22 protein-coding genes are annotated in these 25,122 nt (G+C 33.9%); 14 read left to right on the plus strand and 8 right to left on the minus strand.

Annotated elements, in window-relative coordinates; genetic code table 11:
- The first annotated feature begins 22 nt into the window (after positions 1-22).
- From ACLBWW_RS15370 to ACLBWW_RS15385, 4 genes are all read left to right on the plus strand, one after another.
- Positions 23-1,324 (plus strand): pyrimidine-nucleoside phosphorylase, encoded by a 1,302-nt coding sequence (locus tag ACLBWW_RS15370; RefSeq protein ID WP_001983022.1) that lies wholly within the window; start codon positions 23-25, stop codon positions 1,322-1,324.
- Between the two features lie 33 nt (positions 1,325-1,357).
- A complete protein-coding gene (locus tag ACLBWW_RS15375) occupies positions 1,358-1,753 on the plus strand; it encodes a cytidine deaminase (RefSeq protein ID WP_000358522.1) in 396 nt (131 codons plus the stop codon).
- A gap of 146 nt (positions 1,754-1,899) precedes the next feature.
- Positions 1,900-2,295 (plus strand): DUF2871 domain-containing protein, encoded by a 396-nt coding sequence (locus ACLBWW_RS15380; RefSeq protein ID WP_048543252.1) that lies wholly within the window; start codon positions 1,900-1,902, stop codon positions 2,293-2,295.
- 18 nt (positions 2,296-2,313) lie between these two features.
- Positions 2,314-2,793: a CcdC family protein gene (locus ACLBWW_RS15385; RefSeq protein ID WP_046959113.1), complete on the plus strand. Its 480-nt coding sequence runs from the start codon at positions 2,314-2,316 to the stop codon at positions 2,791-2,793.
- Positions 2,794-2,843: 50 nt separating this feature from the next.
- Here the strand turns inward: ACLBWW_RS15385 and ACLBWW_RS15390 are convergent, their stop codons facing one another.
- Both ACLBWW_RS15390 and ACLBWW_RS15395 read right to left on the minus strand, forming a co-directional pair.
- On the minus strand, positions 2,844-3,074 hold the full coding sequence (locus ACLBWW_RS15390; protein WP_000789775.1) for a DUF896 domain-containing protein: 231 nt from the start codon (positions 3,072-3,074) through the stop codon (positions 2,844-2,846).
- 146 nt (positions 3,075-3,220) lie between these two features.
- Entirely contained in the window at positions 3,221-3,928 is a 708-nt protein-coding gene (locus ACLBWW_RS15395; protein WP_447614119.1) for an alpha/beta fold hydrolase, read from the minus strand.
- Positions 3,929-4,070: 142 nt separating this feature from the next.
- Here ACLBWW_RS15395 and ACLBWW_RS15400 point away from each other — a divergent pair, with 142 nt between their 5' ends.
- The gene (locus ACLBWW_RS15400) at positions 4,071-4,943 is read left to right on the plus strand and encodes a LysR family transcriptional regulator (protein WP_048543250.1); all 873 of its coding nucleotides are present in this window, start codon (positions 4,071-4,073) and stop codon (positions 4,941-4,943) included.
- A 45-nt stretch (positions 4,944-4,988) separates the two neighbouring features.
- Here ACLBWW_RS15400 and ACLBWW_RS15405 read toward each other — a convergent pair whose 3' ends face one another.
- Positions 4,989-5,705 carry an urease accessory protein UreH domain-containing protein gene (locus tag ACLBWW_RS15405; RefSeq protein WP_240519136.1) on the minus strand — a complete coding sequence of 239 codons (717 nt, stop codon included), beginning with the start codon at positions 5,703-5,705 and terminating at the stop codon, positions 4,989-4,991.
- Between the two features lie 15 nt (positions 5,706-5,720).
- Positions 5,721-6,704, minus strand: coding sequence for a F510_1955 family glycosylhydrolase (locus ACLBWW_RS15410; RefSeq protein WP_048543249.1), 984 nt, complete (start codon positions 6,702-6,704; stop codon positions 5,721-5,723).
- Positions 6,705-6,925: 221 nt separating this feature from the next.
- On the opposite strand from ACLBWW_RS15410, the gene ACLBWW_RS15415 reads away from it, so the two are divergent.
- The gene (locus ACLBWW_RS15415; protein WP_098068197.1) at positions 6,926-8,209 is read left to right on the plus strand and encodes an aminopeptidase P family protein; all 1,284 of its coding nucleotides are present in this window, start codon (positions 6,926-6,928) and stop codon (positions 8,207-8,209) included.
- Positions 8,210-8,326: 117 nt separating this feature from the next.
- Positions 8,327-9,982, plus strand: coding sequence for a multicopper oxidase family protein (locus tag ACLBWW_RS15420; RefSeq protein WP_098221756.1), 1,656 nt, complete (start codon positions 8,327-8,329; stop codon positions 9,980-9,982).
- Positions 9,983-10,033: 51 nt separating this feature from the next.
- On the opposite strand, the gene ACLBWW_RS15425 is transcribed toward ACLBWW_RS15420, so the two are convergent.
- Positions 10,034-10,579 (minus strand): hypothetical protein, encoded by a 546-nt coding sequence (locus ACLBWW_RS15425; RefSeq protein ID WP_098049265.1) that lies wholly within the window; start codon positions 10,577-10,579, stop codon positions 10,034-10,036.
- Between the two features lie 332 nt (positions 10,580-10,911).
- On the opposite strand from ACLBWW_RS15425, the gene topB reads away from it, so the two are divergent.
- Complete coding sequence (topB, locus tag ACLBWW_RS15430; RefSeq protein WP_048543246.1) at positions 10,912-13,056, plus strand: DNA topoisomerase III; 2,145 nt, start codon at positions 10,912-10,914, stop codon at positions 13,054-13,056.
- Positions 13,057-13,617: 561 nt separating this feature from the next.
- Here the strand turns inward: topB and alr are convergent.
- On the minus strand, positions 13,618-14,733 hold the full coding sequence (alr, locus tag ACLBWW_RS15435; RefSeq protein WP_048543245.1) for an alanine racemase: 1,116 nt from the start codon (positions 14,731-14,733) through the stop codon (positions 13,618-13,620).
- A gap of 1,323 nt (positions 14,734-16,056) precedes the next feature.
- On the opposite strand from alr, the gene ACLBWW_RS15440 reads away from it, so the two are divergent.
- Positions 16,057-17,304 carry a DUF4153 domain-containing protein gene (locus tag ACLBWW_RS15440; protein ID WP_048543244.1) on the plus strand — a complete coding sequence of 416 codons (1,248 nt, stop codon included), beginning with the start codon at positions 16,057-16,059 and terminating at the stop codon, positions 17,302-17,304.
- Positions 17,305-17,430: 126 nt separating this feature from the next.
- Here the strand turns inward: ACLBWW_RS15440 and ACLBWW_RS15445 are convergent, their stop codons facing one another.
- On the minus strand, positions 17,431-18,396 hold the full coding sequence (locus ACLBWW_RS15445; RefSeq protein ID WP_098049262.1) for an arsenic resistance protein: 966 nt from the start codon (positions 18,394-18,396) through the stop codon (positions 17,431-17,433).
- Between the two features lie 294 nt (positions 18,397-18,690).
- On the opposite strand from ACLBWW_RS15445, the gene ACLBWW_RS15450 reads away from it, so the two are divergent.
- The 5 genes from ACLBWW_RS15450 to ACLBWW_RS15470 all read left to right on the plus strand — a co-directional run bounded on the left by ACLBWW_RS15450 (position 18,691) and on the right by ACLBWW_RS15470 (position 24,114).
- On the plus strand, positions 18,691-19,383 hold the full coding sequence (locus ACLBWW_RS15450) for an FMN-dependent NADH-azoreductase (RefSeq protein WP_048543242.1): 693 nt from the start codon (positions 18,691-18,693) through the stop codon (positions 19,381-19,383).
- A gap of 235 nt (positions 19,384-19,618) precedes the next feature.
- Positions 19,619-20,974 (plus strand): branched-chain amino acid transport system II carrier protein, encoded by a 1,356-nt coding sequence (gene brnQ / locus ACLBWW_RS15455; RefSeq protein WP_116443007.1) that lies wholly within the window; start codon positions 19,619-19,621, stop codon positions 20,972-20,974.
- A gap of 83 nt (positions 20,975-21,057) precedes the next feature.
- Positions 21,058-21,477 carry a VOC family protein gene (locus ACLBWW_RS15460; RefSeq protein ID WP_000750864.1) on the plus strand — a complete coding sequence of 140 codons (420 nt, stop codon included), beginning with the start codon at positions 21,058-21,060 and terminating at the stop codon, positions 21,475-21,477.
- 332 nt (positions 21,478-21,809) lie between these two features.
- The gene (locus ACLBWW_RS15465; RefSeq protein WP_447614120.1) at positions 21,810-23,459 is read left to right on the plus strand and encodes a copper resistance CopC/CopD family protein; all 1,650 of its coding nucleotides are present in this window, start codon (positions 21,810-21,812) and stop codon (positions 23,457-23,459) included.
- Positions 23,460-23,493: 34 nt separating this feature from the next.
- Positions 23,494-24,114 (plus strand): YcnI family copper-binding membrane protein, encoded by a 621-nt coding sequence (locus ACLBWW_RS15470; RefSeq protein ID WP_098079419.1) that lies wholly within the window; start codon positions 23,494-23,496, stop codon positions 24,112-24,114.
- Between the two features lie 123 nt (positions 24,115-24,237).
- On the opposite strand, the gene ACLBWW_RS15475 is transcribed toward ACLBWW_RS15470, so the two are convergent.
- Positions 24,238-25,014, minus strand: coding sequence for an alpha/beta fold hydrolase (locus tag ACLBWW_RS15475; RefSeq protein ID WP_098079420.1), 777 nt, complete (start codon positions 25,012-25,014; stop codon positions 24,238-24,240).
- Positions 25,015-25,122: the final 108 nt, after the last annotated feature.

Raw genomic sequence — 25,122 nt, forward strand, 5'->3', positions numbered from 1 at the left:
ATAAAAAGGAATGGTGATTGTAATGAGAATGGTAGATATTATTGCGAAAAAACGTGACGGCAAAGAATTAACGACTGAAGAAATCAAATTCTTTATTAATGGATATACAGACGGAAGTATTCCGGATTATCAAGTGAGTGCACTTGCAATGGCAATCTTCTTTAAAGATATGACAGATCGCGAACGTGCAGATTTAACGATGGCGATGGTTGAGTCTGGAGAAACGATCGATTTATCAGCAATTGAAGGAATTAAAGTAGACAAACATTCAACTGGCGGTGTTGGTGATACGACAACATTAGTATTAGGACCATTAGTAGCTGCTTTAGATGTACCAGTAGCAAAAATGTCTGGTCGTGGTTTAGGACATACAGGCGGAACAATTGATAAATTAGAAGCTGTAGAAGGATTCCACGTTGAAATTACGAAAGAGCAGTTCATTGATATTGTAAACCGTGACAAAGTAGCTGTTATTGGACAAACTGGAAACTTAACACCTGCAGATAAAAAGATTTATGCATTACGTGATGTAACAGGAACAGTAAACTCAATTCCTTTAATCGCGAGTTCAATTATGAGTAAAAAAATTGCAGCTGGTGCTGACGCAATCGTACTTGATGTAAAAACAGGTGCTGGCGCATTTATGAAAACAGAAGAAGATGCAAAAGAATTAGCACATGCAATGGTGCGTATCGGAAATAATGTAGGACGTCAAACGATGGCTGTTATTTCAGATATGTCACAACCTCTTGGATTTGCGATTGGTAACGCTCTAGAAGTGAAAGAAGCGATTGATACGTTAAAAGGTGAAGGTCCAGAAGATTTAACGGAATTAGTACTTGTATTAGGAAGTCAAATGGTCGTACTTGCGAAAAAAGCAAATACGTTAGAAGAAGCTCGTGAAATGCTAATTGAAGTTATGAAAAACGGAAAAGCAACTGAGAAGTTTAAAGAGTTCTTAAGCAATCAAGGCGGAGATAGTTCAATTGTAGACAATCCAGAAAAAATGCCACAGGCGAAGTATGTAATTGATGTACCTGCAAAAACTTCAGGTGTTATTTCTAACATTGTTGCAGATGAAATTGGTATCGCAGCTATGCTACTTGGTGCTGGCCGTGCGACAAAAGAAGATGAAATCGATTTAGCAGTAGGATTAATGTTACGTAAAAAAGTTGGCGATGCAGTAAAAGAAGGCGAGCCATTCGTAACGATCTATGCAAATCGTGAAAATGTAGAAGATGTAAAAGCAAAAATTTATGAAAATATTTCTATTGCTGAAACAGCAGTGGCTCCTAAATTAGTTCATACAGTTATTACTGATTAATCATAATTACACATACTTTAAGGAGGAAATAATATGGATAAGAAAAAATATATCGAAGAAGCAAATAAGATGTTAGCAAAAGCATATATTCCGTATTCGAAATTTCCTGTTGGCGCAGCATTAGTTACGAAAGAAGGTAAAATCTATACTGGTTGTAATATAGAAAATGCTTCTTACGGTTTATGTAACTGTGCAGAAAGAACAGCGATCTTTAAAGCAGTATCAGAAGGTGAGCGCGATTTTAGTTACTTAGTTATTACAGGCGAAACGGACGGACCGATATCACCATGTGGTGCTTGTAGACAAGTAATTGCTGAATTCTGTGAACCGAAAATGCCAGTTTTACTAACGAATGTAAAAGGTGATGAAAAAGAAGTGACTGTTGAGCAATTACTTCCAGGTGCTTTCTCAATAGAAGATTTAAAATAAGTTGAAAAGTCATTCCGCAAATATTAATTGTGGAATGGCTTTTTTATTTTCAAAAGTTGGATGTAATATTTTGTTCATATTCCGTTCATAAACTTTCCGTAAAATGATTGCAGCGAATATGGAAAGTTTACAGCAGGAGGAATAGAATGAAGAAATTATATAATGCAGCATTTATTTACTTAATTATAGGTTTATTATCAGGAGTATTTGCAAGAGAGTATTCGAAAGCACAAGGAATTAAAGGATCCACAATGTTGCAATTATTGCATACACACGTATTAGTGCTCGGCTTCGTCTTCTTTTTAATCGCGTTGGCTCTATTTAAAGTATTTCATGTCCATGAAACAAAGAGTTTTCATGCGTGGTTTGTTGTTTATAATGTAGGAGTAACTTTTACTGTCGCTACAATGCTATGGAGAGGACTTCTACAAGTAAATGGAACTGACTTTAATGGTTTAAGCCATATGGCTGGATTAGGTCATGTTATTATAAGTATCGGGCTCGTTTGGTTTATGATTTTGCTCAAAAAGTCTTTTAAATAGATAGGAGTGGGGGAGAGTATGATAGCACTTTTATCAAGTATTGTAGCAGTTTGTATGGCTGTTGGGGTCATGTTTCTTCGCTTTAAAGCAGCAAAAAAACCGGTAACGAAAAAGAAAATTATATTACCGCCAATTTTTATGAGTACTGGCGCAATGATGTACTTCTTACCAGAGTTTCGATTAACATCGTTAGAAATAGTAGAGGCAATTAGCCTAGGACTTATTTTCTCTCTACTTCTTATTAAAACAACTAAGTTTGAAATAAGAAGCGAACATGTATATATGAAACCGTCAAAAGCATTCATATTTATTTTAGTCGGGTTATTGGCTGTACGAGTAGCGTTAAAATCATATTTAAGTCAATCAATTGATTTAGCAGAGTTAAGCGGAATGTTTTTCTTACTCGCATTTGCGATGATTGTATCGTGGAGAATTGCGATGTATCGCTCGTTTACTAAATTAGAAAAGACAATAAAAAGAGCTGGAATTTCTAAATAGGAATTCCGGCTCTTTTTATGTTTTATACGATTGTTTATTTAGCTTTGATTTCATTTGCTTAATTTCAAACGTATTTGAGCATCTTGTAATGCGGCTGGTGTAACGTTAAGACCATGTTGATCAACAATTTTTGTGTTTAATAAAATGGAATCTAAGCTGCCACGAAATGTTTTTGTATAGTTTTGACGCAGCATTTGTTGTTCTTGTTTTTCATCAACTGTTAATCCAGATGCTTTTTCTTTTTTTGATAATTCGTTAATACGGAATAAAATGTTTTTCATTTTGTTCACCTCTAATTTTAAATTAAATTAGTTACTTACTAATTTATAGTTATTTTAACTTTTTTATATGAATATGTCAAGAAGGGTAAAAGAAAAGTAGACACCCGTATTACAGTAAGTGGGTGTCTACAAGGAAAATATAAAGCTTAGCTTAATTCATGAAAGTGACTAACAAGTTCTGATGTTTTAGAGAAGAACGGTGAATGATCAGCTTCTAAAGTAATAACCTTCGCGCAAGGAGTTTCTGTATTCATTCGGCGCTGAAAATCAATTGGAATCGCTCTATCTAGAGTTGTTTCAATATAAATGCGATCTATAGTTCCGAAGTTTTCTTCAGAAATTTTTAGCTCTTGTTGAAACGGTCCTAGTGGCTGAGGACGCATTTGTTTGAAAGAAGATTCTTTAATAGCTGCATTTTCTGTAGCATTTAAAAATGTTTGTTCAATCAACTCTGGTATAAGTTCTGCAGTCATGTCATTCTCATTAATTGAGAATTGTGGACCAGCTTCACCATCTAATTTACTACCAAGACTTTCTCCGTTTTGTGGTAAGAATGCACAAAGATATACTAATTTATCGATTTTATTTGGTATAAGTTCAGCTGTTTGAGTGATCACAATTCCACCCATACTATGTCCAACAAGGATAACTTTTTCGTTTTGTTGATTTATAGTAGCTGTTACTGCATTAACATAGGAATCTAACGTTATATTTTGGGAGGGAGTCATATCTTTCCCGCTTCCAGGCAAGTCTAGTGTAATAACAGTGTGACCTAAAGCCTCTAGTTGAGGTTTTACTAATTCCCATGCCCATTCACCTTGCCATGCCCCATGTACTAAAACGTAAGTACTCATTTAATCAACACTCCTCTAATGTTTATATGTTTATTTTTTCGTAATATTGATGATGTATAATTAGTTTATATGAAGTGAGTTGATAAATATAATGAAGCTTATTTATAGATGATATAAATATCTTTTATATAAGGAGAACAAAATGAACGTTTTTGATTTTAAAGTTTTTAAATACGTGGCTCGTTTGAACAGCATTAGTTTAGCTGCTAAGGAGTTACATATGACACAGCCAGCTATAACTCATATTATAAACAAATTAGAGAAACGATATGCTATCACATTATTTGATCGCTCTAGACAAGGAACTGTTTTAACTGAAAATGGAAAAGAATTTTTAGTTTGTGTAGATCGACTTCTAATCGAGTATGAAAATCTTGAAGAAACAGCTTTAAAATTGAAAAATAAAAGCCTGTATAAAATTGTATTAGCTACTTATCCTTCAGTTACTGTATATTGTTTGGCTGAGTGTATCGAATTAGGTAATTTTGATCACAGTCAGTATGTGCTTGCAGTTCGAGAGGGAAGCTATCAAGAAGTTTTAGATTGGTTGTCTTCTGGAAGTGCAGATTTTTCTATTTCTATAAAAGAAAATTTAATACAAGGATTTCATTATGAAGTTATTGGTGAAGATCCTTATGTTATGGTTTCTTCAAAGACTATTCCACCTAACCTTACTATTAAAGAGTTGAAAAATTATCCTTTTATTATGCCGCTTTCTGGTTGTAAAGAAGTACTTGAACCATATTTGATGAAAAATGAAATAACAGTTAATAAAGTGATGGAGTCAGAGTCAATTAGCTCGGCATTAGCACTTACTTTACAAGTTAACGGTATAACAATCGTTCCGTTATCAGGACTGCATAAACAAATCATTCATGACTTTATCGTGCAACCGATAGAAATTAAAATTCCACGACAACTTATTATGCAATGGTCACCTAAAAAAGAGAATGATCCGCTGTTCTTAGCATTTGTTAAGAATTTACTAAATCAACTACAACAAAAGAAAAAATGATACAAAAGGTAAGCTCATTTCACTGAAGCTTACCTTTTGTATATATTACCAATAAAGAGTAGTATCATAAAGTCCGATTAATATCAGAAGAACACCGGTTATAAGCTGAATAATTTTCCCTATTTTTCGGCTCTTTTTCAATAATGCTCCGTTTAATCCGAGGTAGAAGATGATGAACATAAGGACAACGATTGGTAGAGCAGTTCCTATTGAAAAGAATGTCGGAAACAAGTAACCATAATTATATGAGAAAGATAAAGGAATTAGCGTTCCGAAAAATAGAACGAACATAGTCGGACAAAAAGCTAAGGAAAAGAAGAATCCAAGTAAACATGAGCCAACCTCATTTTGTTTCCGTATAAATTTGATCGGGAAGAAATTTCGTCCTTTAATAATACCTGCCAACATTAGCCCCATTAAAATTAATAAAGGTCCAATTATCTTTCGTAACCACGGGAAGTACAAAGTTAATATTTGCTGAATCTCTTTTCCTAAGAACCATACGAATAGTCCAAGCGTTGTAAAAGCTATTATTTTTCCTAAAATGAATAACAATATATGTTTCCACGCATGTCCCTTTTGTAAAGATTGATTCCCATAAAGTGTAATAGCGCTAATGTTTCCTGTTAATTGGCAAGGAGCAAGGGTACCTACAATGCCTAATAAAAATGCAAATAAAAGAGGAATTGATTTCGTAGCATTTGCGACATCCATTAAAGGAGACATGAGTTGATAACTCCACTCGCTAATTGTTGAAAACACGTTATATTCACCTTTCTAATTAAATTGGAATGTTCCCTCTTTCGTAATCTGCTTCCACGTTTTCCCCTCATCTGTAGAAAGAAACACATTTGCTTTCATTGTAGCAAATACTATTTCAGATGAATTTTGAGGATTTTGTGATATGTACATAATTGCATCTTTAGAATCTAAAGATGGAGTTTGTATGTTTGTTTCTTCATTTGTAGCAATTGATTTCCTCGTTACGAGTTGTTTATTGATAGGGGCGTAAATAACATCTTCATTACTTAATGTAACTGCTGTCGATTCAAGTGATTTAGAGAATAGTTCAAATGTATTTCCGTAATCTGTAGATAAGTAAACACCGTCTTTAGCATTTACCGCGACTACACTAGGTTGGTCAGGATGTACGGAAAAGGAATGAATCGTACTTGAAAGACCTTTTAACTTACTATTTTTCCAATCTTGTCCGTTGTTCGTACTGAAATAAAAACCTTGTTGCAATTTGGAATTTGGACGCTCATTGTATAAATAAATTGCTTCCGTATTATATCCGACAGCAAGGTTATGAAAATCAGATTCTCCATAAAAAGCTAGCTTTTCGAGGGTATTACCGCCATCAGAACTTTTCATTAATCCTAAAGGGTTTTTTAAATTTGCACCTCGTTCAGGATGACCGCTGGCAAAGAACCCATTCTTCGTTGCTTGAAATCCCATATAATCATGTAGCGAAGTTTTAGTTTCAAACCATTTTCCATTTTGATAAACTTTTATTCCGCTATGAGTGGCGATAGAAACCCCGGGCATATTTCCAGCATAGCCAATTCCATGAATGTGCTCGATTTTTCCAGATGTAATTTCTGTATAGAAGTTTTGCGGAATCGTATTTACTGCTTCTGTATGTTTTCGCTGAGATTGCACCGTTTCTTTCTTCACTGTTGCTGTTTCGGCATTGCTAGAACATCCTGAAATGATGAATAAAGAAGTAATTGCTAATCCTGTTGCTACATAATGTTTCAAAGTTGTAGCTCCTTTCCTATATATGAGATTTTAAGTATATGGAATAAATGTCAAGAAATTGTGGAGTAGTATGCATAATTTAGATTGGAAGGGGGACTAGTAATGAAAATTTTCCTTTCTCCATGAGTACTATCAATTGACGAAAAATTATAACAATAATAGAATGAATTGTATTGGGTAATTAGATTTACACGTATACATAGAACGCTAGGGGGATTATTATGAAATCAACATTTTTTGCTCAGAATAGAGAACGATTAGTAAACACATTACCAGATGAATCTATTACTATTTTATTCGCTGGACAAGCACCTCATATGTCAGCGGATGCACATTATAAATTTGTGCCGAATCGAAATTTTTACTATGTAACAGGAATTGATGAACCAAATGTTATTTTCATGTTGAAGAAGTTTGGAAATAGTGTAGAAGAAACACTTTTCATTGAAAAGTCAGATCCAGTAATGGAAAAATGGGTCGGTAAAACAGTTTCTAACGAAGAAGCAGAGAAAATTTCAGGTATAAAGAAAGTTGTATATTTAGATAGCTTTGAAAAGACAATGTCAAATATACTTTTTACAGAAAATGTGAAGCATCTATATTTAGATTTAGAGCGTCGTGAGTGGAATGGTACGGAGACAAAAACGCTAGCATTTGCTAAACATGTAAGAGAACAGTATCCACACGTTTTAATTGGTAATGTATATCCGAATATTTGTGAATTACGAGTGTTTAAAACAGAAGAAGAAATTGAAATTATTAAAGAAGCAATTGCTGTAACGAAAGAAGGTATTTACAACGTTCTGAAGCATGCAAAAGCAGACATGATGGAATATGAATTAGAAGCTCAGTTTGATTTCACACTGAAATCATCTGGTATTAAGCATCATGCGTTCAATACAATTTTGGCAAGTGGAAAAAATGCTACAGTTCTTCATTATGAAGATAATGATGCACAAATTCAAAATGGTGATTTAGTACTACTAGATTTAGGCGCTCAAAAAGATTACTATAATGCTGATATTAGTTATACATTCCCGGTAAATGGAACATTCTCTAGTCGTCAAAAACAAATGTATAATATTGTATTAAAAGCATTGAAAGAAACAACAAAACTCATCAAGCCAGGAGTAAAGTTTGCTGCATTAAATGAGCATACAAAAAAGGTACTAGTAGAAGAGTGTAAAGCAATTGGTTTAATTCAAGAAGACGAAGAGTTATCAAAATACTATTATCATGGTGTTAGCCATTTCCTTGGTTTAGATACGCATGATGTAGGAACATATAAAGAGAGAGTGTTAGAAGAAGGTATGGTTATAACAATTGAACCTGGTCTTTATATTGCAGAAGAATCAATTGGCATTCGTATTGAAGATGATATTCTTGTAACGAAAGACGGGCATGAAAACTTGTCAAAAGATATTATTAGAGAAGTTGAAGAGATTGAAGCGTTTATGAGAGAAAACAATGTAAATGTAAAAAAAGATGAAGTTGTTACGAAATAATCATTAGAAGAGGCGCTCAATTTTGGGCGTCTTTTTATTTAGCTCATTGCATATCTCCATATTTTCTTGAAAATCATTTTTTATAATGATTTTGAAAAAGAAAAAGGAGGGGTTTCCATGAAGAGATTTGTGTTAACGGCAGTTACAGTCTCTGTCATATCTTTAATTGCTGCATGTTCTGCGACCACAAATACAACAAATGATCATAAAAATATGAACGATAAAAAAACACCACAGACTGAAACGACTACAAAACCATTGAAAGTTGAAATAGGACCAGAAGTTACTTTAATAGCGAAAGAAGAAAAGCAAAAATTAAGTAACGGTGTTATTGTTCCAGTCTGGACATTTAATGGCTCATCTCCTGGTCCAGAAATTCGGGTGAAAAAAGGCGAAAAGGTGAAAGTGACATTAAAAAATGAACTATCTGCACCAGTATCTATTCATTGGCATGGGTATCCTGTCCCAAATAATATGGATGGAATTCCAGGTGTGACGCAAGATGCGGTTGAATCTGGAAAAAGTTTCACCTATGAGTTTGAAGCGAATGTACCAGGAACGTATTGGTATCATTCACATCAAGATTCTGTAAATCAATTAGATAGAGGTTTGTATGGAGCGCTCATTGTGGAAGATACAAAGGAAAAATATGATAAAGATTACACATTAATGTTAGATGAATGGGTAACAGATAAAGAAGAGATTAATAAACAGTTAAAAGAAATGACAAAAGGAAAAACAGAAAAAGCAGATGGTAATAAATCTAGTAAGGATAATGAAAATACGAAAAAGAATGATGATAGGAACGACATGGATCATTCCGGTATGGACATGGGCAGTGATAAAAAAGACTCTAGTAATATGGCAGGAATGGACCATGGAAATATGAAGATGGAAGGTCATGATATGAGTATGTATGATTTATTCACAATCAATGGTAAAAGCGGGGGCTTAGTAGAACCATTAAAAGTGAATAAGGGAGATAAAGTTCGTCTTAGACTCGTTAATGCTGGTTATCTATCACATGATATACACGTTCACGGTCATGATATAAAAGTAATTGCGACAGATGGTCAACCAATAAACGATCCAAAAGTTATAAAGGATAAAGTAAATTCAATCGCACCTGGTGAACGTTATGATATTGAATTTACTGCTAATAATCCTGGGAAATGGTATGTTGAAGACCATTCAGCAAATAAAGGTGTAAAAGGAATGAAAGCTGTTATTGAATATGATGGCAGCAAAGAGAGGAAAGATAAAGCAGATGAAAAAGAAAAATTATCGAAATTAGATATGACGAAATATGGTGCTAAAAAACTAGATAGTTTCACGTTAGATCAGCAGTTTACTGCCACATATAATATGGACTTGAATACGCAAATGAATGAAAATGAAATGGTATATACAATTAACGGAAAGGTATTTCCAGACATTGACCCGATTCCAGTAAAAAAGGGTGATTTAGTAAAAGTAAAATTGGTGAATTATTCTAAAATGGACGATCATCCGATGCATTTACATGGTCACTTCTTCCAGGTGTTGAGTAAAGATGGAAAACCGATAGAAGGTTCTCCAATTGTGAAAGATACTTTGAACCTAAAACCAGGTGAAGAATATGAAGTAGCCTTTGTAGCAGATAATCCGGGTGATTGGATGTTCCACTGTCATGATTTACACCATGCTTCCGCCGGGATGGTAACAGAAGTGAAATATACAGATTATAAATCTGATTATGTTTCAAACCCAAACATTCCTAATAAGCCAGAATGAAATGAAGCAGTTATCCTATGGATAGCTGCTTATTCATTTTCGGTGTAAGAGTCAATGTATATGTTGATCATGCCCGGGTGAAGGTGGGGGAGTATGATCTGGGAATGTCACGAATACGGCAACGATAATTGCCACACTAATTGATAGTAATAACAAAAAACGCCGTTGAATAAAAGTAGAAAAGGTGTCGGATAAAAGTTGAATCATACATGACATAGTTATTGTTATCGTAAGTAAAAGACTAATAAACAGTATACTATGAGCTTGTTGAGCGTTTAACATTTCTGTAATCATTGCTCCCATCATACTTGCCATTAATCCAGAGAACATTCCTTCTAAAGCAGTAAATAGGTGAAAACGTAGACCGACTAAAAAACCGATACAACCACTAATCAAAATAGCAAGCAAAGTAGAATATAGTAATTCTCCTTTAAAAAGAATACCTAAATAAAAACCGATACTTAAACCCGTACTCATACTAAAAGACATAATAAATACCATATACTCCATTAGGGTACCGTTGCGTTTAGAAATGTAAGATGTAATAAGAATCGAGATACAACAAAGTGTTAAGATGGTTGCTGTGTAAGCGAACATTATGATACCTCCCTGTCCTATCATTCATTTCATCATATGTTCGTATGGAGAATACTTATGCTAATATATATCTGCAAATTATCTGCACAATTCAATAAATGTAAGTAAGTAGGTGCTTGATTTTTTGAGCATCTTTTTATTTGTGAGCATGAGAAAGAAATTGTTATATAATGAGTTTCTATTGTGAAGCCATAAAGAATAAGCGTATAATATTATAGTTATCCCATTACTGGGAGTAACCCGCGAATGATAAATAAGATTGTTCTTTTATCATCGCCTCTAAACAGATAGACAATGAAAGTAACACTGGAATACAGATAGGGAGTTATAAAATGAAATTAATTATTGCCGAGAAACCGGATCAAGGTTTGGCTCTTGTTTCACAGTTTAAATATCGACGGAAAGATGGATATTTAGAAGTAGAAGCGAATGAGTTATTTCCAAATGGAGCGTACTGTACATGGGCAATTGGTCATTTGACGCAGTTATGTAATCCAGAGCATTATCACGCAGAGTGGAAAAAATGGTCACTTAATACGTTACCGATGATTCCAGAGCGTTTTCAGTTTGAGGTAACAAAGTCAAAGTATAAGCAATTTAACGTTGTGAAACAGCTGTTACATAACCCTCAGGTAACAGAAATTATTCACGCGGGCGATGCTGGTCGTGAAGGGGAATTAATCGTACGAAACATTATAAATCTTTGTAACGTGCAAAAGCCGATGAAACGTCTTTGGATTTCATCTTTAACGAAACAAGCTATATATCAAGGATTTAAAAATTTATTAGATGAAGCAGATACAATCAATACGTACTATGAGGCGTATACAAGGTCATGTGCGGATTGGGTCGTTGGTATGAATGCGTCACGTGTCTTTAGTATATTGCTAAAGAAAAAAGGAATGAACGATGTATTTTCAGCTGGTCGTGTACAAACACCGACACTCGCATTAATTGTAAAGCGTGAAAAAGAAATAGAAAACTTTAAGTCTGAGCCGTTTTGGGAAGTGTTCGCAACCTTTAATATAGAAGGAAAGAAGTATGAGGGGAAATGGGAGAAGGATAGTGAATCCCGCTTACAAGACCCTGATATGGCAAATAAAATTGCAGCATTTTGCCAAGGTAAACCGGCTGTAGTAAAAGAAATGAAAACGGAGCGTAAAGAGTTTCAGCCGCCGTTTTTATTTAATTTATCAGCACTGCAAGCGACAGCTAATAAAGCTTTTAAATTTTCACCGAAAAAGACGCTTGATATAACACAAGCCCTATATCAAAAAGGAATAGTTTCTTATCCGCGTTCGGATTCTAACTATGTTACACAAGGAGAAGCAGCGACGTTCCCTGATATTTTACAGAAGTTAAGTCAGTTTGATGAATATAAAGGTTTATTGCCAGCACCAATTGAATCAATTATGAATAATAAGCGTTATGTGAATGAAAAAAAAGTGACAGATCACTATGCAATTATACCGACAGAGCAAGTTACAAATCCAAGCAAACTATCAGGTGATGAAAAGAAAATTTACGATATGATCGTAAGAAGACTGATTGCGGCGCATTATGAAGTAGCAATCTTTGACTACACAACGATTACAACTCTTGTAGACGAACGTGCTGAATTTATTTCAAAAGGAAAACAGCAAATTCAAGAAGGTTGGCGTAAAGTTATTTTCCAAGATGATAAAGATGACGAAACAATTCTTCCAATTGTCGCAGAAGGTGAACAAGGGAAAGTTGTAAAGGTGAAAGTGAAAGAAGGAAAAACACAGCCACCGAAGCGTTATACAGAAGGTCAACTTATTACGTTAATGAAAACGGCAGGTAAGTATTTAGAGAACGAAGAGCTTGAGAAAGTATTAAAGAAAACAGAAGGTTTAGGTACAGAGGCAACTCGCGCTGGAATTATTACGATGCTGAAAGACCGTAAATATATAGATGTGAAGAAAAACCAAGTGTATGCAACCGATAAAGGGAAAGTATTAATTACCGCAATCGGTGATAAAATACTGGCTTCACCAGAAATGACAGCGAAATGGGAGCAGCGCCTTGCGGAAATTGGGGAAGGTACAGCATCACCAGCTACATTTATGGAACAAACGAAAAAGCTATCAGCGAAAATTATTGAAGATGCAGTGGAAATGTCGGAGAAGTGGGATTTCACTGGATTACATGTTGAATCGATTGAGCGAAAAGGATCGAAATTTACAACTGGTAAAAAGGTTGGTAGTTGTAAAAAATGTGATGGCGACGTGATTGATAAGTCAACGTTTTACGGTTGTTCTAACTACAACACAACGCAATGTGACTTTACCATCTCGAAGAAAATATTAAGTAAAACAATTTCACAAAAGAATATGACAAAGCTCTTAAAAGGTGAAAAGACCGATTTAATTAAAGGCTTTAAAAAAGGCGAGAAAACGTTTGATGCGATGTTAGAGTGGAAAGATAATAAGATTAATTTTGTGTTTGAGAATTAAGTGGTGTCAATAAATAAAAAAGTTCTTTCTTGAGTAGAAGCTTCTGTAACAGACTAGGTTTGAAAAAATATTTATAGAAAAGAAAAAGCATGACAAATTTATGTCATGCTTTTTCTACAATTAGTCAAGCTATATTTATCTGGAACATCTGGGTATGAAGATGCATTTTATATGGTGGAAACAATTTTCCACCATATTAATTTAATATAGCTTGGTCCAATTGAAGTGTCCAAAAGGAAAAATTAATTAGACTGGGGAACAATTAACTAGGCTAGAGAAAAATCAGAAGGAGATAATTTTCCGTTAATTCTGTTAAAATTCTGATTTGAGCATTAAATAAAATCTCATGAATGGAAGGCTTGATTTCAAAATAAATTATATGAATGGGAGTATTATAAATTAGGTAGAAGTATAAATATTAACAAAGAACATGTTTTGAATAAAGCTACGTATTTATTCTGGAAAAAGGGTTATGACGCTACATCCATTTCATATCTTTTCAACATAGGGACCTAATACATAACAATTGAGATAATTATGATGAATACTGTCTTTAGCTGGTTATTTGTAAATTCTAGGGACTCTCTGACCTAAGTTACAAGCAACTTCATACGATATGGTTCCTAACATATTTGCCACTTCATCTAATGATATGAAATAATCCCCTTGACCTCCATAAACTACTACTTCATCACCAATATTTACATCCTTAATATCAGTAACATCAATCATACAAAAATCCATACATATTCTACCAAAAACAGGAGCTATTTGTCCGTGTATAAGGACATAAGCCGTTCCAGATAATCGCCTCGAATACCCATCTGCATAACCAATTGGAATAGTTGCAATAATTGCTTTATCTCTTTCAATACTAGTTGCTCCATATGATACGCCATCCCCCTTCTCAAGTGTCTGGATATAGATGACTTTGGTTTTTAACTGCATTGCTTGTTTAAGATTAACTTTTGTTTTATTCACCTCTTTAGATGGATAAAGGCCATACATTGAAATACCAATACGAACCATATCGTAGGTCATATCTGGCATTTCTATTGTTGCAGCACTATTGGCAATATGAAATATGGGAATAGAAACTTTTTGTTTCTCCAATTCTTCCAATAACCTTCTCCATCGGTTCTTTTGCTTTTCTGCATACCGTATGTCGGCTTCATCTGCGGTAGCAAAATGCGAGTACACTCCTTCTAGATACAGCCCATCCATTTTTGACACGATATGGATAAAATCACTTGCTCCTTCTGCTTGAAGTCCCAATCGTCCCATCCCTGTATCGACTTTGACGTGAACCTTTGCCTTTTTTCCTAAGATTTGCCCAGACTTTGATAAAGCTTCTGCATGTTCCATATCAAAAATTGATTGTGTTAAATCCCAATAAACAACATGATTCGATGCTGATGGAGGTGTGTATCCAAGTATAAGTATAGGTGCCTGAATATCTGATTTTCGTAGTTTAATAGCTTCTTCTAAACTGGCCACCGCTAGATAATCCACTCCACTATTAATCGCTTTTTGGGAAACCTCGACAGCACCGTGCCCATAACCATTCGCTTTTACGGTGGCCATTATTATTGTTGAGTTAGGTATTATTTTTCGAAATTCACTAATATTATGTGAAATATTACTAAGGCTAATTTCAGTCCATATTGGTCTATACATCATTTCCCCCCACTTTAGGTGAATTTTCAATGATCGTTTCAAGTAACTCATTAAACGGATTGCCCACTGATTGTGAACTTTTTAAGAGCAGCCTTTTTTTCGTCTTCCTAGGGAATTAATTAACTTCCAACACATAAGGGAGACTATACAGGACGGCCGTCTGTAAGCTTAAAGGCGTTAAACACTATATTCATACCATTGCTAAAATTTTTACATACTTGCACTAATCCAAAAAGGTCCACACAATAAGTATTTTAACGGTCTTATGGTAGGGTGTGGAACCACCAAGATAGATGGTAGCTAGGAAATATGATGGTGGGTCATCCCCCTTTAGATTAATTAAATTCAAATAAATTGTATAAGGAGTTATTCTATTAAATGGCCCAATTGTTAAATAACATGACCAGCATTTTTTAAACAACTTTATTATGTTTTAAAAGAATTTATTGTAAATTAAAATTCTTTCTTATCTCTGGCCATCTTCATTTTCTCTTACATTTTGAAACTTTGAGTTTTGTTCTTCATCTTAAATATGTGTTAGAAAATAAATTTAGTAATAAAAGAGCTACTATTGCTAAAATAAAAATGTTAACGGGCCTATATCAAGGGTTGAAACCAGAAGTAGCGAAATACTTAGAAGAAAAAGTCTACTTTCATAATAAACAAATTTCTAATGTGGCAAATAAAATGTGATTATTTTAAAAGATACTGATTCATAAAAGAGTAGTAAAAAGCAAATCGAAGTTGCTGTTATCTTATTTAAAGTGGATGAAAATATATAAAGGAAGATTAGATATTTTAGGATTGCTTAGAGTTTATTTTTGGCTAGGAAACTTATATATTTATCATTACTATTTCGTGAGTCATAAGGTACATTTTACAATTTACAGGTGAAAAAATATTCCTTTATAGTTGAAGGTACTTTTTATGTCAGGTACTTTAATTTTAAAAAAACTATGAAGCATAAAAATTCGGAAGAAAAAGTTCTTTACTTTGGGACAAGTGGTTTCAACAAATAAAAAAGTATGCCAATTAAACTGTACCCTATAGAGTATACACTGAAAAAATCTATTTTATAGGGAACTTCTTTTATATAAAGGGAAAATAAGGAATTAGAAAATGGAAATAAGCAATTAAGAGAACAACCAAAAGTAGCTTACACCAATGTTTGTGAAAGTATGCAATAAAAATATTTTATAAAATAATAAATATTTATTGTAAAACGATAAAAATTATATTAAAATCAAAAACAGAATAAATAATTGTGGTGCTTTTTATAGAAAAGTTAACAACGTTATTTTTAAAATTAGAGGAGGTATAAATATGGACATTAACAATTTGATTATTGAAAATATGGATAACCCTCATGAGTTGGAGAGAATGTATAGAAAAGACCCGAAAGCTTTTAAAAAGTCATTCTCACAAGCATGGGATAAAAATCCTGATTCTCAGGTGCTAGCTGCTTGGTATGAAAGATTGCATTTCAAGGAGACGGCAAATAAAGAAAAAATATCGCTGTTTCAAAAAGGTTTCTTATTCATGGGCATGTTAGCTATTCTAGCTGGGCTAAGCACTAGAATCATTTTCCACTTTGTCGAGCAGGAAGCAATTGCTCCAATTAACTTGGCTTTTGGTGTAATTCCCTTTATTGCTGCTTATTTTATTTACAATAATACCCCGAAAAAAAGTATTATTTACTTACTTGCAGCGTTGTTCCTAATTGCCGGGTTGTACCTTAATATGTTGCCATTAAATTATAAAGACAGCAGTATCCTTGCGTATTTACATCTTCCTATATTGCTATGGGTCTTATTGGGACTTGCGTTTACGGGAAATGAATATTCAAAAGGTAGTACAAGATTAGCGTATATTAAATTTAATTTAGAATACGGTCTTCTCTACGCAAGCATGGCAGTGAGCGGAATGATACTAGCATTATTCACCATGCGATTATTTAGCTTTGTTGACTTGGATATAGGAGAGTTCTATTTTAGTAATGTTGTTTTATTTGGAGCTGCCGCTCTCGCTGTAGTGGCTGCATACTTAGTATCATTGAATCTTAAACTTGCTAAAAATATTACACCATACATATCTAAAATTTTTAGTCCGCTTGTCTTGATCACATTGTTTATTTATCTTATAACGGTAATTTGGGTCGGGAAAAATCCATTCTTGGATCGTAATTTCCTAATGGCCTTTAACGGAATACTCCTTGGTGTATTGGCTGTTACTATATTTTCTATCGTTGAGAGTGATTCAGACGAGAAAAAGAGCATTTCAGATTATATAAATTTTGCCTTAATTGTTCTGGCGCTTATTATTGACACTGTCGCATTGTCAGCCATTGTATTCAGACTTTCTTCTTACGGGATTACACCTAATAGACTTGCTGTTTTAGGTGTAAACATACTGATCTGGGCAAATCTCATTTGGATTATGTTCTCCTATATGCGTTTCTTGCAAAACAAATCAGGGCCGACAGCTATCCAATATGCCGTTACGAAGTATTTACCAATCTACGGACTTTGGGCAGCTTTCGTAATATTTATTTTTCCTATAATGTTTAATTAGAAAGGCTTTGTTAATGTAACGACAAGCTAATTTTCTATAACGTATAAAATCCTTAGAGCTGATAATTATCGTTACTTCTATAATTTCTCGACAATAAAAAAACGTCCTAAAGTAGGACGTTTTTTATTATGTATATCGCTGTTTTCTCTTAATAAGCAACAACACTTGTGAAACACAAGCAAGTACTGGTAGTTCAATCAACGGTCCAATAACGAGTGCAAGTGCAATAAGAGGCTCGTCCGGAAAAGCTGTTACAGCAATAGCGAGTGCAACAGGTGAGTTTCTTGCTAATGTTGTTAAGTTTAAACTTACTGTATCTTTATAAGGTAAACGCATTATGCGTCCGATAAATTGTCCCAGTATAAAATTAATGATGAAGAACAATAGAACAGGAATGAGTAGTAATAAAACGACATTCATATTTTGTAGTAAATATTTTCCTTGTGATGCAAACATCGCTACGATAGCTAAACTTAAAAATACAATTTGAGCAGAGCTGAAAAACGGAATGAGTTTATTCTCGAGTGTTTCAGTTTTTTTCATTTTATTCATAATGAATTTTGTAGCGTGTGCAAGTACAAATGGTAAGACGATTACGATAACAATACTTTCTACTAAAACAGAAACCGCTACTGTCTTCATGACACCAGCAAATAAAAATAAATAAATGGGAAGGAGTAGTACTTGCAAAATTAAATTCACAGGCAAAATTGCAGTAGAAAGTGCTACATTTCCTTTCGCTATTTCAGTAAAGATTAAGTACCAATCTGTACATGGAGTAACCATTAACATAATAAATCCAACCCAAAGTGCCGGGTGATCTGAAAGAAATAGTGCACCTAATCCCCAAGCGAGTAAAGGTGTCCATAAAAAATTAATAGTAAGGCTCGTTCCAGCGAATTTTAAATTGCGGAATCCATTTTTTATTTCTTTCAATGGAATGCTGAGAAATAATCCATACAGCATGAAAAATAAGAAGGGGACAATAAATTGCTCTGAATACATATGTATCAAATTAAATTGTCCGAGTACGATGCCGCATGTAACAGCAAAAAGAATAATGAAAGTTTGAATCTTTTCTATAGTGCTCATGAGTAAATCCTTTCTAAATATGAATTGCCCTCTCTACATCCATTATACAAACAATAAAGTTGCAATGGGTGTATGAATTGTATTGTGGTCTTTATTTTTAATCCGAGATATTATTTTTTATTTAAAGTTACTTGACTAAAGTAAGTTACTGTATTACAATCACTTACATAAGGTAATTAAATAACAAAAAGTTTTTTGTGTTTGTACTTAAGGTATCTATTGGAACTTTTTACTAGAATAAGAATTTTTATGATGATGAATAATGAATATGATAAGAAAGTTTAGGTGAAGAAAATGGGATTATTTAGCTCGTTATTTGGTAAAAAAGAAGAAAATACAAAAGTAGAGGGGAATAAAACAATGTCAAAAGTATTATTTGTAAAAGCAAACGATCGTCCAGCGGAGCAAGCAGTTAGTTCAAGAATGTATGAAACATTTGTAAGTACTTATAAAGAAGCGAACCCAAATACAGAAATTACGGAGTTAGATTTATTCGCATTAGATCTTCCGTATTACGGAAATATCGCTATTTCAGGTGGATACAAACGTAGTCAAGGAATGGAGTTAACAGCAGAAGAAGAGAAGGCTGTAGCTACGGTAGATCAATATTTAAATCAGTTTTTAGAAGCTGATAAAGTTGTATTTGCCTTTCCACTATGGAACTTCACAGTGCCAGCGCCATTAATTACGTATATTTCATACTTATCTCAAGCTGGAAAAACATTTAAATATACAGCAAATGGTCCAGAAGGTTTAGCTGGCGATAAGAAAGTCGTTGTATTAGGTGCGCGTGGTTCAGATTACTCTTCAGAACAAATGGCTCCTATGGAAATGGCAGTGAATTATGTAACGAATGTGCTTGGGTTCTGGGGAATTACAAATCCAGAGACTGTTGTAATTGAAGGGCACAATCAATATCCAGATCGTTCACAACAAATTGTTGAAGAAGGTTTAGAGAACGTTAAAAAAGTAGCGGCGAAATTTTAATTGATAGTAAATATAAAAAACCAACATGGATGACCATGTTGGTTTTTTAGTCTATTTCTATGTTAAAAAATGTATATTTATAAAATGAATGAAAAGTTTGAAAATAGTATTGCAAAATATTATATAGCAAACTATAATGAGTTCAAGAATAGTTGATATTCGAACTGAAGATTCAGAAAATTCAATTAGTTAAAAATGGAAAATGAGATAAGGAAATTTGAATGGAGGTTATATTATGACGAACAAAGTACCGTTTTCGTTCATAGTAGTTATTGGATTAATGTTATTCGCACTATTTTTTGGAGCAGGAAATTTAATATTCCCGGCAATGCTTGGTCAATCAGCAGGAGAAAATGTATGGGTTGCTAACGCTGGATTTTTAGTAACAGGAGTAGGTTTACCATTACTAGGTGTACTAGCATTTGGTTTTTCGGGTAAAGATGATTTACAGTCATTAGCAAGTCGGGCTCACCCAGTGTTCGGGATTGTGTTTACAACAGTTTTATACTTAGCGATTGGCCCGTTATTTGCAATACCAAGAACAGGAAATGTTTCTTATGAAATTGGTCTTAAGCCGTTTATGCCAGAGGGAATAGGCTCTACACCTTTAATTCTTTTCACAATTGTATTTTTTAGCATCACTTGTTTTTTTTCGCTAAATCCCGCGAAAATTGTCGATATTGTTGGAAAAATCTTAACGCCAATTAAGTTAACTTTTATCGGTATATTAGTAATCGTTGCTTTTATACATCCGATTGGAGATATGCAAGCACCAGTGGAAGCTTATACATCACATGCATTCTTTAAAGGGTTCCAAGAAGGGTACTTAACAATGGACACACTTGCATCATTCGTATTTGGAATCATTATCATTAATGCAATTAAAGAAAAAGGTGCGAAAACGAAAACACAGATTATGATCGTTTGTGCAAAAGCGACAATCATTGCAGCATCTATTTTAGCAATTATCTATACAGCTCTTTCTTATATGGGTGCTTCAAGTGTTGCAAAGCTTGGACATTTAGAGAATGGTGGAGAAGTATTAGCGAAAGTTTCTAACTACTATTTCGGATCATATGGTGGAGTATTATTAGGATTAATGATTACAGTAGCGTGTTTAACAACTAGTGTGGGACTTGTATCAGCATGTTCTTCATTCTTCCATAAGTTATTCCCAAATGTCCCTTACAAAGCAATTGCAATCATACTATGTGTATTTAGTGCAATTGTTGCAAACGTAGGATTAACACAATTAATCGCAGTTTCTGTTCCAGTACTAACAGCAATTTATCCACTAGCAATCGTATTGATTTTCTTAACATTCTTCCATTCATTATTCAAAGGAAGAGCTGAAGTTTATCAAGTGAGCTTAATCGTAACATTTATCATCAGCTTATTCGATGGATTAAGTGCAGCTGGAGTTAACATTGAAGTAGTAAGCCGAGTGTTCACTAAATTCCTTCCGATGCAAGAAGTAGGATTAGGATGGATCTTCCCAGCAATTATCGGTGGATTTATCGGATATGGCATTAGCGTTTTAAAAGCAAAAAATCAAGTTCAACCAGCTAGTGCGAATAAGAAAATAGGTTAAATAAAAAAGTTATAGAACTTGTTTCTATAACTTTTTTTGTTACTATTAATAATGAAAGAAAATAAAGTAGTAGGGGAAATAAAATGAAAAAAACAATTGATCATATCGGCATCGCAGTTCGAGATATAGAAAGTACGATACATTTTTATGAAAAGGTGTTGTTAGGAACTTTAATAGATCGTTACGTAAGTGAAGCTCCTGGTGTGGAAAGCGAAGTAGCCATTCTTGAAGTGGATGGAGATAGAATTGAATTACTTGCGCCTACGAATAATACGACATCTCCAATTGCCCGATTTATAAAGCAAAAAGGTAAAGGTGTTCATCACGTTGCGTACCGTGTCGATGATTTAGATGTAGCTTTAGAAGAGTTAAAAGAACAAGGTATTCGAACGTTAGAGCATACACTTCGAATTAATAAGCACGGTAGAAGATTAATATATCTTAACCCAGCGGATACAGAGGGAACAATCATTGAGTATTGTGATTATCCAGAAGAGAAGTAAAGAAATTTTATGATGGAAGAAGGGTATTGCGTAATAACGTAATACCTTTTTCATTGATGTATTTCACACTTTTTTCACAAATGATTCACGATAACTTTTCTTCTTTAGGAACTTACATAAATATATTTTATGATATAATAACAATCGACTTTAAAAATGTAAGTTGTATCTATGAAGGTAGTTACTATTGTATAGGAAGTTAAGAGGTGAGAGAGAAATAAAAAGTTACACTGTATAGAAATTTATATTTAATCAGGTTAATATTTCGTCGAAGAATGAAACTTGGGAAGTTTAAGGAATGAAAAGATAGTTATGAGGAAGAAAGAAGTGAAATGATTGTGAAAGTAATGAGAAGGTTAGGGGCATGGCTATTAATTGCGTGTGTACTTATCATATTGATACCAAAAAGTGCATCTGCTCATGCGTACATTGTGAAATCAAACCCTGCTGAAAATGAAACGTTGAAGAAAGCGCCATCTGTAGTGAAAATTGAATTTGATGAGGATATACAAGTTTCGCATTTTAATACATTGTTTGTAAGAGATACCTCAGGTACAAGAGTAGATTTAAAAGATGCTCATATCGATAAGAAAAACAAAAAAATATTAGAAATAGGCTTAAAAGAAAACTTGAAAAACGGACTCTACTCTATTCAGTGGAAAGTGATTTCTGCTGACGGGCATCCTATTCAAGGAGTTATTCCGTTCCGAATTGGGTCAGAGGAAGCGGGAGCAGACGATATACAAGTAGAAGAGATGGGGTATGTCCCGCAAATAGATATGATTATGGAACGTGGAGTTTTATATACAAGTTTCTCACTATTTATAGGCGTGCTATTCTTTAATCTTATTATGTATAAAGGGAATGCAACCTCGGTTCGATCAAGGAGTAAGAACATAATATGGATCTCATTATTGGGTATATTGATTAGCTTATTATTCAATCTACCATTGCAAGCGAAAATAAATGCTGATGTTTCATGGCTAGAAGCATTCGATCCGTTACTATTAAAAGAAACATTACAGCTTTCTGTTTTTGGATATGTATGGATTACTCAAATGGTTCTTATTAGTTCGCTTATAATTGTTACGTATTTTGCGATGAAGTGTGAGAAGCTGTCGTCGTTTAAAATATGGAGCATTCCAATACTATTGTTTATCGGGATACTTGTTATGAAAGCCTTTAATAGTCACGCATTTGGTTTAAAGTTTAAAGAGATTGCGGTCGTTATGGACTTTCTACATTTATTCGCAGCTTCGTTATGGATTGGTGGTCTATCATCTATTGTTCTTCTTTTACGTAAAGAGGATGATAAGTGGAGTATGTATTGGGATATGATTAAGCGCTTTTCACCGTGGGCAACAGGTGCTGTCATCGTGATTTTAATAACAGGTCTTTTTAACAGTACATTCTTTATACCAACAATACACTCGTTATTTGATACGAAGTATGGATTAGCTTTATTAGCAAAGATACTTTTATTCATTTTCATGGGGATATTGGGAATTGTTCATTATGTGAAAGGGAAAATGAGAGCGGAGCAAGGTTTAGGCGCTACGGTGAAAGTAGAGTTTATCATAGGAATTATCATCTTTGTCATCGTAGCTTTTATGACAAACGTACAAACACCACCGATGCCTCCTACTGGACCTTTTACAGAGAGTAAGCAATTAGATAATGGATATGAACTTACTTTACATGTAAGTCCTAATAAAGTAGGACAAAATACATTCCATATTACTTTAAAGGATGAGAACGGACAACCTGTTACCGATATGGAGCAAATTATTTTAACTACGCAATCATTGGATATGAACATGGGAAAAGGTTCATTTAAAGTTTCGGCCGTTTCACCAGGAGAATATGAAGCGGAAGGTATGTATATTAACATGACAGGAAACTGGAATATACAAGTGCACGGATTAACAAAATCTCTTGATAGCTTTGATGCGGATTATAAATTTATAGTAGGCGGCAGATAAAGAGAAGGTATAAATAAAAAGGAGTTAATAGAAAATGAAACGTATAAAAAAAATTGGCACAACAATGATCGCAACAATTATTGCAATGGGAATTTTTTCGTTACCTGTTAGTGCGCACGTCACTGTGAAACCAGAAGCTTCGGACGTTAATTCTTGGGAGACTTACACGATAAAAGTACCAGTTGAAAAGAATGTAGCAACGACAAAAGTTACATTGAAAATACCGTCTGGAGTGGAATTCCAACAGTATGAACCAGTACCAGGATGGAAAGTGGAAGAGCAAAAAGATAATGCTGGAAAAGTGAAAACTGTAGTATGGGAAGCAACAGGAGAAGGGATTTTACCCGGTCAGTTCCAGCGATTTACTTTCGTCGCTAAAAATCCGGATAAAGAACAAAAAATAGCTTGGGATGCATATCAACAATATAAAGACGGAGAAATTGTTGAATGGACAGGCGATGAAAAAGCTGAAAAACCACATTCACTTACTACAATTGCAAAAGGTACGTCATTAACAGGAGAACATGGTGAAGTGTCTAGTGTAGAACAGAATGAAGGTACTAGTAATATGCAAGTAATAGCGATTGTCTTATCTATTTTGGCGATTGTATCGTCGGCAGGTGCGTGTGTTTTTGTAGTACGCCTTAAAAGGTAAGTAAGATTGAAAGGTCTCATCGAAAATAATGAGACCTTTTTTATTACGTCTATGGATTAGAAAGAATGAAGATAATGGTACTATTATAGCCACTCTATAATGAAATTTATTGATGTATGGAAATCAATTGACGATTATTAAGTCTTCCGGCAGGATATCATGTTCGAGCCAGTTTTCAATTAAAGTATTAAATAGTATGGGATTTGCTAAAGAGATTCCATGACCAATTTTAGGAATGATAATACCTGTGCAATTCGTATTATTTTCAAGGATTTCAGTCATTGAGTCTTTCATAATTCTTTTTTCTTTGTTTCCAACAGTTACTAATATATTACTATTAGCATCCTTGAAACCTTTTGGTATTGTAAACGACATATTTTCTTCTAATATCCTTACAAATGTATTTTTATTTATTTGACAACTGTCATGATAATAGTTATCAAAATGTGTTTCATCTATGTACATTGATGTTGCTTGTATTTTGGAAAATGTCTTACTCTTTATTAGGAAGTAGGTTAAGCTAAGGGGGCTTATTAATGTTTTAGCGAAAGGGATTGGTTTAACTAATGCGCTATTGATCATAGCATATTGAATTAAGTTTGGCTTCATACTGAGCATGGAAATTAATACTTGAGCGCCTAATGAAAACCCAATTACTATAACAGTTTGACCCTGACTTTTTTCTTCAATTAGGTCTATGATTTTTTCAGCACTAAAGTTTATTGAGAAAGGATCTTTACTTTTATTTTTTCCTTGCTCAAGTAAATCAGGAACAAGGCAGTGATAGTTAGTAAAATGTTTAATTTGTTTGTCCCACATCCAACCACTGACTCCACCACCATGAATAAAAACCATAAGTGGTGAGCTTGAATCTCCAAATTCTTTATACTGTAAAACCATATAATGCCCCCTTATGATTAGAATTGTTAGTCCATCCATATATAGTAGAGGTAATATTCTTACTACTTAAGTATCATCATACAATAAAAAGAAAAAAATTCCTTTTAA

The sequence above is a fragment of the Bacillus sp. M5A3_1b genome (assembly GCF_053345335.1).

Excerpts from the sequence above, each read along its gene's own strand:
- ACLBWW_RS15370 (WP_001983022.1), top strand. The coding sequence starts at position 23 with ATGAGAATGGTAGATATTATTGCGAAAAAACGTGACGGCAAAGAATTA.
- ACLBWW_RS15375 (WP_000358522.1), top strand. The coding sequence starts at position 1,358 with ATGGATAAGAAAAAATATATCGAAGAAGCAAATAAGATGTTAGCAAAA.
- ACLBWW_RS15380 (WP_048543252.1), top strand. The coding sequence starts at position 1,900 with ATGAAGAAATTATATAATGCAGCATTTATTTACTTAATTATAGGTTTA.
- ACLBWW_RS15385 (WP_046959113.1), top strand. The coding sequence starts at position 2,314 with ATGATAGCACTTTTATCAAGTATTGTAGCAGTTTGTATGGCTGTTGGG.
- ACLBWW_RS15390 (WP_000789775.1), bottom strand. The coding sequence starts at position 3,074 with ATGAAAAACATTTTATTCCGTATTAACGAATTATCAAAAAAAGAAAAA.
- ACLBWW_RS15395 (WP_447614119.1), bottom strand. The coding sequence starts at position 3,928 with ATGAGTACTTACGTTTTAGTACATGGGGCATGGCAAGGTGAATGGGCA.
- ACLBWW_RS15400 (WP_048543250.1), top strand. The coding sequence starts at position 4,071 with ATGAACGTTTTTGATTTTAAAGTTTTTAAATACGTGGCTCGTTTGAAC.
- ACLBWW_RS15415 (WP_098068197.1), top strand. The coding sequence starts at position 6,926 with ATGAAATCAACATTTTTTGCTCAGAATAGAGAACGATTAGTAAACACA.
- ACLBWW_RS15420 (WP_098221756.1), top strand. The coding sequence starts at position 8,327 with ATGAAGAGATTTGTGTTAACGGCAGTTACAGTCTCTGTCATATCTTTA.
- ACLBWW_RS15425 (WP_098049265.1), bottom strand. The coding sequence starts at position 10,579 with ATGTTCGCTTACACAGCAACCATCTTAACACTTTGTTGTATCTCGATT.
- topB (WP_048543246.1), top strand. The coding sequence starts at position 10,912 with ATGAAATTAATTATTGCCGAGAAACCGGATCAAGGTTTGGCTCTTGTT.
- alr (WP_048543245.1), bottom strand. The coding sequence starts at position 14,733 with ATGTATAGACCAATATGGACTGAAATTAGCCTTAGTAATATTTCACAT.
- ACLBWW_RS15440 (WP_048543244.1), top strand. The coding sequence starts at position 16,057 with ATGGACATTAACAATTTGATTATTGAAAATATGGATAACCCTCATGAG.
- ACLBWW_RS15445 (WP_098049262.1), bottom strand. The coding sequence starts at position 18,396 with ATGAGCACTATAGAAAAGATTCAAACTTTCATTATTCTTTTTGCTGTT.
- ACLBWW_RS15450 (WP_048543242.1), top strand. The coding sequence starts at position 18,691 with ATGGGATTATTTAGCTCGTTATTTGGTAAAAAAGAAGAAAATACAAAA.
- brnQ (WP_116443007.1), top strand. The coding sequence starts at position 19,619 with ATGACGAACAAAGTACCGTTTTCGTTCATAGTAGTTATTGGATTAATG.
- ACLBWW_RS15460 (WP_000750864.1), top strand. The coding sequence starts at position 21,058 with ATGAAAAAAACAATTGATCATATCGGCATCGCAGTTCGAGATATAGAA.
- ACLBWW_RS15465 (WP_447614120.1), top strand. The coding sequence starts at position 21,810 with ATGATTGTGAAAGTAATGAGAAGGTTAGGGGCATGGCTATTAATTGCG.
- ACLBWW_RS15470 (WP_098079419.1), top strand. The coding sequence starts at position 23,494 with ATGAAACGTATAAAAAAAATTGGCACAACAATGATCGCAACAATTATT.
- ACLBWW_RS15475 (WP_098079420.1), bottom strand. The coding sequence starts at position 25,014 with ATGGTTTTACAGTATAAAGAATTTGGAGATTCAAGCTCACCACTTATG.